Annotated in this window: 9 protein-coding genes; 4 read left to right on the top strand and 5 right to left on the bottom strand. The window is 66.8% G+C overall.

The features are described 5' to 3' along the window. Positions 1-55: 55 nt before the first annotated feature. Entirely contained in the window at positions 56-487 is a 432-nt protein-coding gene (locus tag AWB92_RS15130) for an SRPBCC family protein (protein WP_085186687.1), read from the top strand. Here AWB92_RS15130 and AWB92_RS15125 read toward each other — a convergent pair. The 3 genes from AWB92_RS15125 to AWB92_RS15115 all read right to left on the bottom strand — a co-directional run bounded on the left by AWB92_RS15125 (position 435) and on the right by AWB92_RS15115 (position 4,541). Then, on the bottom strand, positions 435-3,371 hold the full coding sequence (locus AWB92_RS15125; RefSeq protein ID WP_085186685.1) for an MMPL family transporter: 2,937 nt from the start codon (positions 3,369-3,371) through the stop codon (positions 435-437). The genes AWB92_RS15130 and AWB92_RS15125 overlap by 53 nt on opposite strands. Next, the gene (locus tag AWB92_RS15120; protein ID WP_193791404.1) at positions 3,368-3,814 is read right to left on the bottom strand and encodes an MmpS family transport accessory protein; all 447 of its coding nucleotides are present in this window, start codon (positions 3,812-3,814) and stop codon (positions 3,368-3,370) included. The genes AWB92_RS15125 and AWB92_RS15120 overlap by 4 nt, the downstream gene beginning before the upstream one ends. 118 nt (positions 3,815-3,932) lie before the next feature. Then, complete coding sequence (locus AWB92_RS15115) at positions 3,933-4,541, bottom strand: TetR/AcrR family transcriptional regulator (RefSeq protein ID WP_085186683.1); 609 nt, start codon at positions 4,539-4,541, stop codon at positions 3,933-3,935. A 100-nt stretch (positions 4,542-4,641) separates the two neighbouring features. Between AWB92_RS15115 and dnaE the strand changes: the two genes are divergently transcribed. Further along, a complete protein-coding gene (dnaE, locus tag AWB92_RS15110; protein ID WP_085186681.1) occupies positions 4,642-8,187 on the top strand; it encodes a DNA polymerase III subunit alpha in 3,546 nt (1,181 codons plus the stop codon). 180 nt (positions 8,188-8,367) lie between these two features. Then, positions 8,368-11,547, top strand: coding sequence for an adenylate/guanylate cyclase domain-containing protein (locus tag AWB92_RS15105; RefSeq protein WP_085186679.1), 3,180 nt, complete (start codon positions 8,368-8,370; stop codon positions 11,545-11,547). A 29-nt stretch (positions 11,548-11,576) separates the two neighbouring features. Here AWB92_RS15105 and AWB92_RS15100 read toward each other — a convergent pair whose 3' ends face one another. Both AWB92_RS15100 and AWB92_RS15095 read right to left on the bottom strand, forming a co-directional pair. Next, complete coding sequence (locus AWB92_RS15100) at positions 11,577-12,524, bottom strand: MBL fold metallo-hydrolase (protein WP_085186677.1); 948 nt, start codon at positions 12,522-12,524, stop codon at positions 11,577-11,579. Continuing rightward, positions 12,521-12,967, bottom strand: a complete 447-nt coding sequence (locus tag AWB92_RS15095) for a PPOX class F420-dependent oxidoreductase (RefSeq protein ID WP_085186675.1) — start codon at positions 12,965-12,967, stop codon at positions 12,521-12,523. The genes AWB92_RS15100 and AWB92_RS15095 overlap by 4 nt, the downstream gene beginning before the upstream one ends. 61 nt (positions 12,968-13,028) lie before the next feature. Between AWB92_RS15095 and AWB92_RS15090 the strand changes: the two genes are divergently transcribed. Further along, the gene (locus AWB92_RS15090; RefSeq protein ID WP_085186673.1) at positions 13,029-13,430 is read left to right on the top strand and encodes a MerR family transcriptional regulator; all 402 of its coding nucleotides are present in this window, start codon (positions 13,029-13,031) and stop codon (positions 13,428-13,430) included. The last annotated feature ends 14 nt before the right edge of the window (positions 13,431-13,444 follow it).

Genomic DNA, 13,444 nt, shown 5'->3' with positions numbered 1-13,444 from the left:
TGGGCTCACACAGAAAGCCGTGGGCGCACACTCCTCCGGCAGCTACGTTTGACTAGTGGCCGCCGTTGAGATGACCGCCGACATGCCGATGGCCCCGCAGGAGATGTGGGACCACGTGTCGGACCTGTCGGAGCTGGGGGAATGGCTGGTGCTTCACGAGGGCTGGCGCAGCGAGCTGCCCGACGAGATCACCGAGGGCACCCAGATCGTCGGCGTCGCGCGTTCCAAAGGACTGCGCAACCGGGTGACCTGGACGGTGACCAAGTGGGATCCGCCGCACGAGGTGGCGATGTCCGGATCGGGCAAGGGCGGGGCGAAATACGCCGTCACCCTCTCAGTGCGGCCCGCCGACGGCGGGTCGACCCTGGGCCTGCGTCTCGAGCTGGGCGGGCGCGCGTTGTTCGGTCCGGTGGGCTCGGCCGCGGCCCGCGCGGTCAAGGGAGACGTGCAGAAGTCGCTGAAGCAGTTTGTCGATCTGTACGGGTAGGCATCACCGCGGTGTCGTCGTCGTCCCACAGCAGCAGCTGACGCACCGAGGCGCGCGACCCGTAGGGCTGCAGCATCGTGCTGGCCGGGCGCGGGCGCACCCGTTGGGGCCACCAGAACCAGCGCCCGAGAAGCGTTGCGACGGAGGGCGTCATGAAGGAACGCACGATCAGCGTGTCGAACAACAAACCAAGGCCGATGGTCGTCCCGATCTGGCCGAGCACCTGAAAACCGCTGAACACGAACGCGCACATGGTGACCGCGAAGACCAGCCCGGCCGAGGTGACCACCGAACCGGAACCGGCCATCGAGCGAATGATGCCGGTCTTGAGACCGGCGTGGATCTCCTCCTTGAACCGGGAGATCAACAGCAGGTTGTAGTCGGATCCGACCGCCAACAGCAGGATCACGGCCAGCGCCAGCACGACCCAATAAAGCTTGATGCCGAACAGGTACTGCCACACCAGCACCGACAGCCCGAACGATGCACCCAGCGAAAGGGCCACCGTCCCAACGATGACGAGCGCCGCGACCAGGCTGCGCGTGATGATCAGCATGATCAGCAGGATGAGCGCCAGCGCGGCGAATCCCACGATGAACAGGTCGTACTTGGCGCCGTCCTGGATGTCCTTGTACGTCGCCGCCGTGCCGCCGACATAGATTTTGGCGTCAGCCATCGGCGTGCCCTTCAGGGCCTCGTGCGCGGCGTTGACGATCGGGTCGATGTGTGAGATGCCTTGCGGCGTAGCGGGATCACCGTCATGGGTGACGATCATCCGGGCCGCCTTGCCGTCGGGGGAGAGGAACAGTTTCAGCCCTCGCTTGAAGTCGGGGTTGTTGAACACCTCGGGCGGCAGGTAGAAGCTGTCGTCGTTCTTCGCGGTGTCGAAGGCCTGGCCCAGCGCCGTCGCGTTGTCGATCGCGGCCTGCGTCTGCGCGTTGATGCCGGCCTGGGTGGCGTGGCTCGCCAGCGCCAGCTCGCGGTTGGTCTCCTGGCTGTCGATCTGAGGCGGTATCAGCGCCACCAGTTTCGGCTGCAGCGCGTCGAGCTTGTCCAGGGTGGCCGTGAGGTTCTCAAACTTCTCCGTGAGCTGGTCGACGCCGTCGAGCGCGTCCAGGACCGAGCGGATCGCCCAGCAGGCGGGGATGTCGAAGCAATGCCTCTCCCAATAGAAATAGCTGCGGATCGGCCGGAAGAAGTCGTCGAAGTTCGCGATCTTGTCCCGCAGGTCCCGGATCGTGTCGACGGTGTCGTGAAAGCTCTGCGTCTCGCTGTGGGTGGCGTCGGCCAGCTGCTGCTGCAGGGCGTACTGCTGCTTGAGGATGTTGATCGTCTTCGCCAACTCGCCGGCCTGCTTGAGCAGGTCGTCCGCTCGATCCCGTTGGTAGGTCAGGTTTTCCTGCTGGGCCGCGCTCTGATTGCTGATCACGAACGCGAGCGAGCTGTGAATCAGCGGGGTTCCCAACGGCCGGGTGATGGTCTGCACCTGCGCGACGCCGGGGACATGGAACACCGCCTTGGCCACCCGGTCCAGGATCAGCATGTCGGCCGGGTTGCGCATGTCGTGATCCGTTTCGACCATGAGCAATTCGGGCTCCAGGCGGGCGCGGGAGAAGTGCCGCTCGGCCGCGGTGTAACCGATGTTGGCCGGGGCGCTGGCGGGCATATACGGCCGGGTGTCATAGCTCGTCTTGTATCCGGGCAGGGCCAGCAGGCCCACCAGGGCGAGGGCGCATGCGGCGGTGAGCACGGGGGCGGGCCAGCGCACGATGGCGGTGCCGATCCGCCGCCAACCGCGGGTCCGCATCACGCGCTTCGGATCGAACATACCCAGCGCGGAGCCCAGGGTGAGCACCGCCGGGCCCAGCGTGAGCGAGGCGAAAAGCGCGACGAGGATGCCGAGAGCGGCTGGGATGCCCAGGCTTTGGAAGTAGGGCAGCCGGGTGAAGCTCAGACAGAAGACCGCACCGGCGACGGTCAGCCCCGAGCCCAGGACGATATGGGCCGTTCCGCGGTACATGGTGTGGTAGGCGGTTTCCTTGTTCTCGCCGGTCCCGCGCGCCTCCTGATAGCGGCCGACGAAAAATATCGCGTAGTCGGTCCCGGCAGCGATCACCAGCAACGTGAGGAGGTTCGTCGCGTACGTGGACAACCCGATGATCCCGGCGTTGCCCAGGAAGGCGACGATTCCCCGGGCCGCGGACATTTCGATGAGGACGGTGAAAAGCACGAGCAGCATCGTGAAGAAGGAACGGTAGACGAACAGCAACATCACCGCGATCACCCCTACGGTGATCGCCGTGACCTTCGCAGTGCCCTTGCTGCCGACGTCGAACTGATCGGAGATCAGCGGCGCAGCGCCGGTCACATAGACCTTGATGCCGGGCGGGGGCTGCATGTGCTCGACGATGTCGCGGACCGCGCCGACGCCCTCGTTGGCCAACGCCGAGCCCTGGTTGCCCGCCAGGAACAGCTGGACATAGGCCGCCTTGCCGTCGTTGCTCTGCGACCCCGCCGCGGTCAGGGTGTCGCCCCAGAAATCTTGAACGTGCTCGACGTGCTTCTTGTCCTGCTCGAGCTTGCGGATCATCGCGTCGTAGAACTTGTGCGCGTCCGCCCCGAGCGGCTTGTCGCCTTCCAGGACGATCATCGCCTGGCTGTCGGTGTCGAATTCCTGAAACTTCTGGCCGATGCGCTTGATCGCCTTCAACGACGGAGCGTCGGGGGAGTTCAGCGCCACATTGTGGGTCTTTCCCACATCTTCCAGCTGCGGCACCGCGATGTTGGTGATCGCGGCGAGCGCGATCCAGAACAGCAAGATCGGCAGCGCGAGCCGGCGGATGATGTGCGGCACGCGGGGCCGTCTCTCTTCGTAGTTGCTCATCCCGACTTATCCAGGCAGAAGGTGTAGGCGTCGACTTGGTTCACTGTGCGTTCGTCCTTGACCTCACCGTTGACGGTGATACGGCAGCCGAGGGTGTTCCCGGTGCCCTGCGCCACCACGTTGCCGATCACTGCGGGCTCGGTCGAGGTGATGGTGTACGACCAGGGGAGTGGGGCGTTCTTAACTTGCTGCGGTTGAGCGTTGACGTCGAGATAGTTGATGGTCGCCACGGCGCCCGGCGCGCCGAAGACCTCGAGGACCACCTTTTTGGGGTTGAACGGGACGATTTCTTGGGCCAGGCCGCTGTTGGCCGAGACGTTGGAGTGGGAGCCGAAGATTCCGTGCAGGCGGTAGATGGCGAACCCCGTGAGCGCGACGACGAGAGCCGCGACTAGCGGAATCCATCCCCGTCTGACGAGGGACATGATCGAAATCCCCTTCACCCGTAGGACATTCGATGCGCGGGCGCGACGATCACGCGGCTCCTGCGAGCGTGGCCGTCGGATATGACCCTACGGTACTGACCAGTACTGCACAAGAGACGTGACCGTACACTTTGTATCAATTTTCCTGATATCTGCCGGATCGGGTGAGGCCCGGCAGGATGAAGCCGTCGACCAGGGCCTGCACGGTGCGACGGTCGGGCGCCTGCCCGGGGATGATCGAGCGGAATATCAGGTATCCGGGCAGCAGGTCCCATAGCTCGTCGGCGACCGCGTCCTCGCGGATCTCGCCGCGCTCGATCGCCTGCCGCAGCACGTGCTGCAGCAGGGCCTTGCGCTGATCGAGGAACTGGTGCTGCAGGGCGTCGCCCAGGGCGGGATGGCGCGACGCCTCCACGAGCACCGCGCGGATGGTGCTGGCGAGCTGGGGGCCCTGCTGACAGATCTTGTCCCCGATATGCAACAAATCGCCGCGTAGGGTGCCGGTTTCCGGCGGCACCGCGATCTGGCAGATGCCCTCGATGAAGGCGGCCAACACCAACTCGGCCTTCGAGGGCCAGCGCCGGTACACCGTTGCCTTGCTGGCCCGGGCCTCGCTGGCCACGGCGTCCACCGTCAACCCGTCATAGCCGTGCTCCTGCAAGAGCCGCAAGGTCACCGCCAGCAGTTCGGCCTCTCGCGGCGACCACGGTGACGACACCGCGTACGGGTCTGCAATCTGGGTCATAGCGCCACCTTAAATCCGCCCCGCCCAAACAGCGGAGTAAGAGACACACGACGCGACACGCCGGGGAAGCGTCGGAGGTCGGTCATACACTGGCGTCCCTATGAGCGGTTCATTTTCCGGGTCCTTCGTGCACCTGCATAACCACACCGAGTACTCGATGCTGGACGGTGCCGCGAAGATCGCGCCGATGCTCGCCGAGGTCGAGCGGCTGCAGATGCCCGCGGTCGGGATGACCGACCACGGCAACATGTTTGGCGCCAGCGAGTTCTACAACGAGGCGACCAAGGCCGGGATCAAGCCCATCATCGGCGTCGAGGCGTACATCGCGCCCGGTTCACGCTTCGACACCCGCCGCGTCACCTGGGGCGATCCCAGCCAGAAGGCTGACGACGTCTCCGGCAGCGGCTCCTACACGCACCTGACCATGCTGGCCGAGAACGCCGCCGGCCTGCGCAACCTGTTCAAGCTGTCCTCGCTGGCCTCCTTCGAGGGTCAGTTGAGCAAATGGTCGCGCATGGACGCCGAGCTGATCGCCGAACACGCCGAGGGCATCATCATCACCACCGGCTGCCCGTCCGGGGAGGTGCAGACGCGGCTACGCCTGGGACACGACCGCGAGGCGCTGGAGTCGGCTGCACGGTGGCGCGAGATCGTCGGGCCGGACAACTACTTCCTCGAGCTGATGGACCACGGGCTGACTATCGAGCGACGGGTCCGCGAGGGCCTGCTCGAGATCGGCCGGGCGCTCAATATTCGCCCGCTGGCCACCAACGACTGCCACTACGTCACCCGCGACGCCGCCCACAACCACGAGGCGCTGCTGTGTGTGCAGACGGGCAAGACGCTGTCGGATCCCAACCGGTTCAAATTCGACGGCGACGGCTACTACCTCAAGTCGGCCGCCGAGATGCGCCAGATCTGGGACGACGAGGTGCCCGGCGCCTGCGACTCGACGCTATTGATCGCCGAGCGGGTGCAGTCCTACGCGGAGGTGTGGGCGCCGCGCGACCGGATGCCGGTCTTCCCGGTGCCCGACGGGCACGACCAGGCGTCCTGGCTGCGCCACGAGGTGGACGCCGGGCTGGCCCGGCGGTTTCCCGCGGGCCCGCCCGAGGGCTATGAGCAGCGGGCGGCCTACGAGATCGGGGTCATCTGCGACAAGGGTTTCCCGTCGTACTTCCTGATCGTCGCCGACCTGATCAACTACGCGCGGTCGGTGGGCATCCGGGTCGGGCCCGGCCGCGGTTCGGCCGCCGGATCCCTGGTGGCCTACGCGCTGGGCATCACCGACATCGACCCGATCCCGCACGGGCTGCTGTTCGAGCGGTTCCTCAACCCCGAGCGCACGTCGATGCCTGATATCGACATCGACTTCGACGACCGTCGCCGCGGTGAGATGGTGCGCTACGCCGCCGACAAGTGGGGCTCGGACCGGGTGGCCCAGGTCATCACCTTCGGCACCATCAAAACCAAAGCGGCGCTGAAGGATTCGGCGCGGATCCACTACGGCCAGCCGGGCTTCGCCATCGCCGACCGGATCACCAAGGCGCTGCCGCCGGCGATCATGGCCAAGGACATTCCGCTGTCGGGCATCACCGACCCGAACCACGAGCGCTACAAGGAGGCGGCCGAGGTCCGCGGGCTGATCGAAACCGACCCCGACGTCCGCACCATCTACCAGACCGCGCGCGGCCTGGAGGGCCTGATCCGCAACGCGGGCGTGCACGCCTGCGCGGTGATCATGAGCAGCGAGCCGCTGACGGAGGCGATCCCGCTGTGGAAGCGGCCGCAGGACGGCGCCATCATCACCGGCTGGGACTACCCGTCCTGCGAGGCCATCGGCCTGCTGAAGATGGACTTCCTCGGGCTGCGCAACCTGACGATCATCGGCGACGCGATCGAGAACATCAAGGCCAACAAGGGAATTGACCTCGACCTGGAGTCGGTGCCGCTGGACGACAAGGCCACCTACGAGCTGCTGGGCCGCGGCGACACGCTCGGGGTGTTCCAGCTCGACGGCGGGCCCATGCGCGACCTGCTGCGCCGCATGCAACCGACCGGCTTCGAAGACGTCGTCGCCGTCATCGCGCTGTACCGCCCGGGCCCGATGGGCATGAACGCCCACAACGACTACGCCGACCGCAAGAACGGGCGCCAGGCGATCAAACCCATCCACCCCGAGCTCGAGGAACCGCTGCGCGAGATCCTCGCCGAGACCTACGGCCTGATCGTGTATCAGGAGCAGATCATGCGCATCGCGCAGAAGGTGGCCAGCTACTCGCTCGCCCGAGCCGACATCCTGCGCAAGGCGATGGGCAAGAAGAAGCGCGAGGTCCTGGAGAAGGAGTTCGAGGGTTTCTCCGACGGCATGAAGGCCAACGGCTTCTCCGCGGGTGCCATCAAGGCGTTGTGGGACACCATCCTTCCGTTCGCCGACTATGCGTTCAACAAGTCGCACGCCGCGGGCTACGGCATGGTCTCCTACTGGACGGCCTACCTCAAAGCCAACTATCCCGCCGAGTACATGGCCGGGCTACTGACGTCGGTCGGCGACGACAAAGACAAGGCGGCCGTCTACCTCGCCGACTGCCGCAAGCTGGGCATCACGGTGCTGCCGCCGGACGTCAACGAGTCCGGGCTGAACTTCGCGTCGGTGGGCGCCGACATCCGTTACGGGCTGGGCGCGGTGCGCAACGTAGGCGCCAACGTGGTGAGCTCGCTGATCAGCACCCGCGGCGAGAAGGGCAAGTTCACCGACTTCTCGGACTATCTCAACAAGATCGACGTCTCGGCATGCAACAAGAAGGTCACCGAGTCGCTGATCAAGGCCGGCGCGTTCGATTCGCTCGGCCACGCCCGCAAGGGCCTGTTCCTGGTCCACACCGACGCCGTCGACTCCGTGCTGGGCACCAAGAAGGCCGAGGCGATGGGCCAGTTCGACCTGTTCGGCGGCGGCGAGGCCGGCACCACCGACTCGGTGTTCACCATCAAGGTGCCCGACGACGAGTGGGAGGACAAGCACAAGCTGGCCCTCGAGCGGGAGATGCTGGGGCTGTACGTGTCCGGGCATCCGCTCAACCGGGTGGCGCACCTGCTGGCCGCGCAGGTCGACACCGCGATCCCTGCGATCCTCGACGGCGACGTCCCCAACGACACCCAGGTGCGGGTGGGCGGCATCCTGGCTTCGGTGAACCGGCGGGTCAACAAGAACGGAATGCCCTGGGCCTCGGCGCAATTGGAGGACCTCACCGGTGGCATCGAGGTGATGTTCTTCCCGCACGCGTATTCCACGTACGGCGCCGAGATCGTCGACGACGCCGTGGTGTTGATCAACGCCAAGGTCGCGATCCGCGACGACCGGATCGCGCTGATCGCCAACGAGCTTGTGGTGCCGGACTTTTCCAACGCCCAGCCGGACCGGCCGCTGGCGGTCAGCATGCCGACGCGCCAGTGCACCTTCGACAAGGTCAGCGCGCTCAAGCAGGTGCTGGCCCGTCACCCCGGCACGTCGCAGGTGCACCTGCGGCTGATCAGCGGGGACCGGATCACCACGCTCGAGCTGGACGCATCGCTGCGGGTGACGCCGTCGCCGGCCCTGATGGGCGACCTCAAGGAGCTGCTGGGTCCGGGCTGCCTGGGCGTTTAGCGGCGATCGCAAGCGCGGCGAAGCCGGGCGAAGCGGGTCGCCGCCATCGATCAAGCGCGGCCGAGCCGGGCGAGGCGGTCGCCGCGGTGGACCATTTCAACTAGGGCCATTCGTGCCGCGAAGCCCTATTGTTAGCGTTTCGGGTGGGTGTACTGGTGTACTCGAGAACTAGGGGCCCGAATGGCGGCGGCAGCATCCACGTGTGCGACGTGCGAAATCGAACTGCGCGAGGGGGCCCGTTTCTGCGACAGCTGCGGTTCGCCGATAACGCCGCAGCAATCCGCGGAGTACAAGCAGGTGACGGTGTTATTCGCCGACGTGGTGGGTTCGATGGACATCGCAGAGGCCGTCGGTGCCGAGCGCTTGCGCGAGATCATGGCGGACCTGTTCGACCGCTGCGCCGCGATAGTTGACCGTTACGCCGGAACCGTGGACAAATTCACCGGCGACGGCATCATGGCCGTTTTCGGGGCACCGATCGCGCTGGAGGATCACGCATTGTGCTCCTGTCTGGCGGCCCTGGACATTCAGGACGCGGTGCAAGAGCTGGCCCGGCAGGTGCAGAGCCGAGACGGTATCCACCTTCAATTGCGGGTAGGGCTGAACTCGGGTGAGGTTATTGCCGGCGATATCGGCTCGAACCCGTGGAATTACACGGCCGTCGGTGTTCAGGTCGGCATGGCCCAGCGGATGGAATCGGTGGCGCCGCCCGGCGGAGTCATGCTCAGCGAGTCGACCGCGCGCCTCGTCGACGACGTCGCCGCGCTTGGCACCCCCGAAAGTGTTCTCCTCAAGGGCGTGGAGGACCCGGTGGTCGCATGGCCTTTGCTGTCCATGCGGACGGGACGCTTTCATTACAGCCGGCGGGTGTCGAAGCTGGTTGGGCGCAGTTGGGAGCTCGCCACCTTGACGGCGTTGCTTGATCGGTCGGCGGCGGGCCGTGGTTGTGTGGTGGGCGTGGTCGGTCCCGTCGGGATCGGCAAGAGCCGCGTTGTCGACGAGATTGTGGCCGTAGCGATTCCGCGTTTGATTCGGGTTTTCTCGACGTACTGCGAATCCCACACCGGCGAAGTCCCCTTCCTGGTGGTGGAGCGGTTGATGCGGGCGGCGTTCGGGGTGGAAGACATGAGTGACCACCAGGCCAGGACGCTTCTGCGCGAGAGAGTGCCCGCCGCCGATCACGCCGATCAGGTGCTCCTCGAGGACACCCTGGGAATCCGCGACCCCGACGACGAACTGCCCGATATCGCCCCCGACGCCCGGCGGCGGCGTCTGACGGCGCTGGTCTGCGATGCGGCCCTCGCCAGCACGGCTCCCACCGTCTATGTCATCGAAGACGCTCACTGGATCGATCCGTCCAGCGAATCACTGTTGGCCGACTTCATCAGCGTCGTCCCTCGGACCCATTCGTTGGTGCTGATCACCTATCGTCCCGAGTACACCGGCGCGCTGAGTCAGCTGGCTGGCGCACAGAAGATTTCCCTTGCACCGCTTAGTTTTTCGGACACCGAAGCGCTGGTCGCCCAGCTGCTGGGTACCGACCCGTCGGTTGCCGGGCTGGTCGAGCGGATCGCCGAGCGCGCGGCCGGCAACCCGTTTTTCGTCGAGGAAATCGTGCGCGACTTGACCGATCGAAATGTGCTCCAAGGCGCCCCCGGCGCATACCTGAACGCAAGTGGATCAACCGACGTCGCCGTCCCGGCCACGCTTCAGGCAGCCATCGCCGCGCGCATCGACCGGCTCGACGGTGCGACCAAAGCGACATTGAACGCGGCGGCGGTGATCGGTGTCCGCTTCCGCGCGGACCTGCTGGCTGCGCTGGCGGATTGCTCGACGTTGGACCGACTGGTGCACGCCCATCTGGTCGAGCAGGTGAATTTCACGCCGTTCGCCGAGTACGCATTCCGCCAGCCGCTCATCCAGACGGTGGCCTACCGATCACAGCTCAAGGCTGGTCGCGCTGCGCTGCATACGCGGCTGGCGGCGGCGCTTGCGGAGCGCGACCCCGGATCGGTGGACGAGAGCGCGGCGCTGATCGCCGAACATCTGGAGGCGGCCGGTGACCTGGCGGCAGCGTTCGGGTGGCACATGCGGGCCGGGACCTGGTTGACGCGCCGCGACATTCGTGCCGCGCGCATGAGCTGGCAACGCGCGTGTCACGTTGCGGACCGGCTGCCGGACGACCAGCCGGGGCGCGCCGCAATGCAAATCGCGCCGCGCGCGCTGCTTAGTCTCAGCGCTTGGCGGTTCGGCGGCCGTGTGGACGACACCATCTTCGACGAACTGCACGAGCTGGCGACCGCCGCCGATGACAAAGCCTCGCTCGCCATGGGTATGGCCGGACAGATCATGGCACTCAACACCTACGGCCGCTACCGCCAAGCCGCGGCAATGGTGACGGAATTTGTGAACCTTCTTGATTCGCTGGGCGATTCGGTTCTCTCCGTCACCTTGCGGCCAGGCGCCCTCACCGCGAAGTTCGGGGCCGGCGAGCTCGCCGAGGTGGTGCGTTTGGCCGACAGGATCATCGACGAGGCCCGCGCGGATCCGCAGAACGCCGACACTATCGTCGGGTCGTCCTTGGGAATCGCCACAATGATGCGCGCGGCCGCCCGGATGTGCTGGGGCGCCCCGCATTGGCGGCAGGATGTCGACCATGCGGTCGCTCTGGGTGACGAGATCGAACCCGGTACGCGTTCGATAATGCTCCTGCACATCTACGGCATCGGGGTGGTAAACGGGCTCCTGGTTCCCGACGCGGCGATGCTGAGCGTATCGGAACAAGCCCTTCGCGCTGCCGAAGAGAGGGGAGACCAATTCGCGTTGGCGTGGGCCAGGTTTCTGCGCGGCCTCATCCTGGTGCAACTCGACGACGCGCACCGCGCCCAAGGTTTCGATCTGCTTGCCCAATCGCAGGTGACCGGCTCACAGGACCGGCTCAACCAGGCGGCTCTGCAGCAGCTCAAGGTCGAGCGCGCCAAGGAGCAATCACGTGCCGGTGACCTCGACAATGCGATAGCGCAGCTGCGGGCGGTTGTCGAGGCGCACTCGGCAACCGACCCGACGACGTTCCACGCGGCCGCCACTGCCGCTTTCGTGGAATCCCTGCTGCAACGCGGCCGGCCAGAGGATCTGGATGAGGCTGCGGGAGCGGTCGAGCGGCTGGCCGCCCTGCCGACCGAGCCCGGATTTGTGTTGTTCGACGTTGCGCTGCTGCGGTTGCGGGCATTGCTGGCGCGGGCTCGCGGTGAAGACTCCGCGTATCAGGACTTCGCCGAGCGCTATCACGCGATGTCAACATCATTTGGCTTCGAAGGACACATGGCGGCGGCGCAGGTCCTACTGGAGCGAAGCGCGTAGTCGCGAAGGCGCGCCCCGCGCGAGAGGTTCTAGGCCGGCAGCTGCTGCGCCGCGTGGTAGTCGTGGGTCGGGATGATCGTCACCGCGTGCCGCGCCAGGTGCAGCCGGTGTAGCGTCCGGAAGGTCTGATCGCGGTCCACATCGACCAAAGCCCCTGGGTAGCTGGACTTTTGGCGGACCTTCTCGATCTGCAGCCGGTGCCAGGCGGCGTCGCCGGCGATCAAGATCCATCCGCGGGCGGTGTGGGCGAGCACCCCGACGCTGCCCGGGGTGTGCCCGGCCAGGTCCACCAGCAGGACGGAGCCGTCGCCGAAGAGGTCGTGGCTTGCGGTGAAGGTCAGCACCGCCGGACCGTCCAGGTCGTATTCGGTGAGGCGCCGATTGCGCAGGGAATCGCGGACACCGCCCACCGGCGCCACCGGGCCGGCACCGACCCACTCGTTTTCCTTGCGGTGCAGCAGCACTGGCAGCTCGGGCAGGTCCAGCAGCCCCGACACGTGATCCCAATGTGCGTGGGTAGGCAGCGCGAAATCCAACCGCGGCGTTTCCGGCAGACGCGCCAACGCCGCGACGGTTGGAATGGTGTCCGCGGGGGGCCGGACCACGCCACGCAGCACGGCGGGCAGTTGGGCGATCGCCCGCCGATCGACGTCGGTGCACACGGCGGGGTCGACGATGAACGTGGCCTCCGGGTGCGTGACGATGAACGACGTCAGCGAGTTCTCCAGGCGCGCAGGGCGGAACGTGCCCTCGACGATGGCGGCCGTCGGCACCGACCCGGGCACCTGCGGCAGCGCGGTCACCGCGACGGTGCCGCGGGGATCGGGCAGTCCCGCGTCGGCGATGCTGCGGATGAGGCGCCCGTCCAGCCGCCGGGGCCACACCAGACCGCGAACGAGTCCGGTTGCCGCGCTGCAGCATTCGAGGACGGTGGGGGAGCGGACGGGGTCGAGCAGTCCGGCCTTGGTGGCGGTCATGGCAGCTCCACCCGCACGATCGCGCTGTCGGCCCAGACGCGACGGTCGCGGGCGCGCCGCAGCTTTTCGCCGACGCACAAGTCCCCGTGGACGTTGGTCACGCCCGGAACCTTGATCAGCGGGACGATGTTCCACTGCCAGCCATAGCGCCGGTGCAGCAGGCGGTTGGCCCGCTCGGCGTCGGCGCCGGACAGGATCGTCGCTCGGCCGGCCAGCGTCGTGGCGCCCGGGCGCACCCGTCCCCGGTAGTCGCACGCGACCAGTTCGACATCGCGACGCGCGGCCAGCCGCCTGGTCTTCGGTCCCACCTTGGTGCGGAACACCAGCGCGTCACCGTCGAGGCCGAACCAGATCGGGGTGTCGACCGGGATGCCGTCGCGGCGGAAGGACCGGAGCAGGGCGTAGCGGGCGCGGCTCAGCTCATCGAGCGTGGGAGTATGCATGCTCCCAGTCAACGACTTAGAGTTAGCTCTAAGTCAAGCATCGAGTTTCTCGGGAGGCGCCATGGCCCCAACCCTGACGATCGGGGAGGTGGCGCGCCGGGCGGGCGTGGCGGCCACCACGCTGCGCTACTACGAGCAGATCGGGTTGGTGTCGGCGCCCGCGCGGCTGGGCGGCCAGCGCCGCTACGACGATTCGGTGCTCGCCCGCCTCGAGGTGATCCGCCTGTGCAAGTCGGCCGGCTTCGCGCTGGAGGAGATCCAGCTGCTGTTCGCCGACGACGCGCCCGGTCGTCCCGCCAGCCGGGCCCTGGCCGAGGCAAAGCTGGCCGAGATCGACGCTCAGCTCGAGTCACTGGCCCGGGCGCGGGCCGTCATCGAATGGGGGATGCGCTGCACGTGCCCGTCGATCGACGCCTGCACCTGTGGGATTCACACCGCGCCGGCGGTCCCGTACGCGATCTAGGACTCGAGGAGCAG

Origin of the sequence: Mycobacterium sp. IEC1808 (genome assembly GCF_002101935.1) — a bacterium.
In the GTDB taxonomy this organism is placed as follows: domain Bacteria; phylum Actinomycetota; class Actinomycetes; order Mycobacteriales; family Mycobacteriaceae; genus Mycobacterium.
This window is presented reverse-complemented; position numbering and strand designations above follow the sequence as displayed.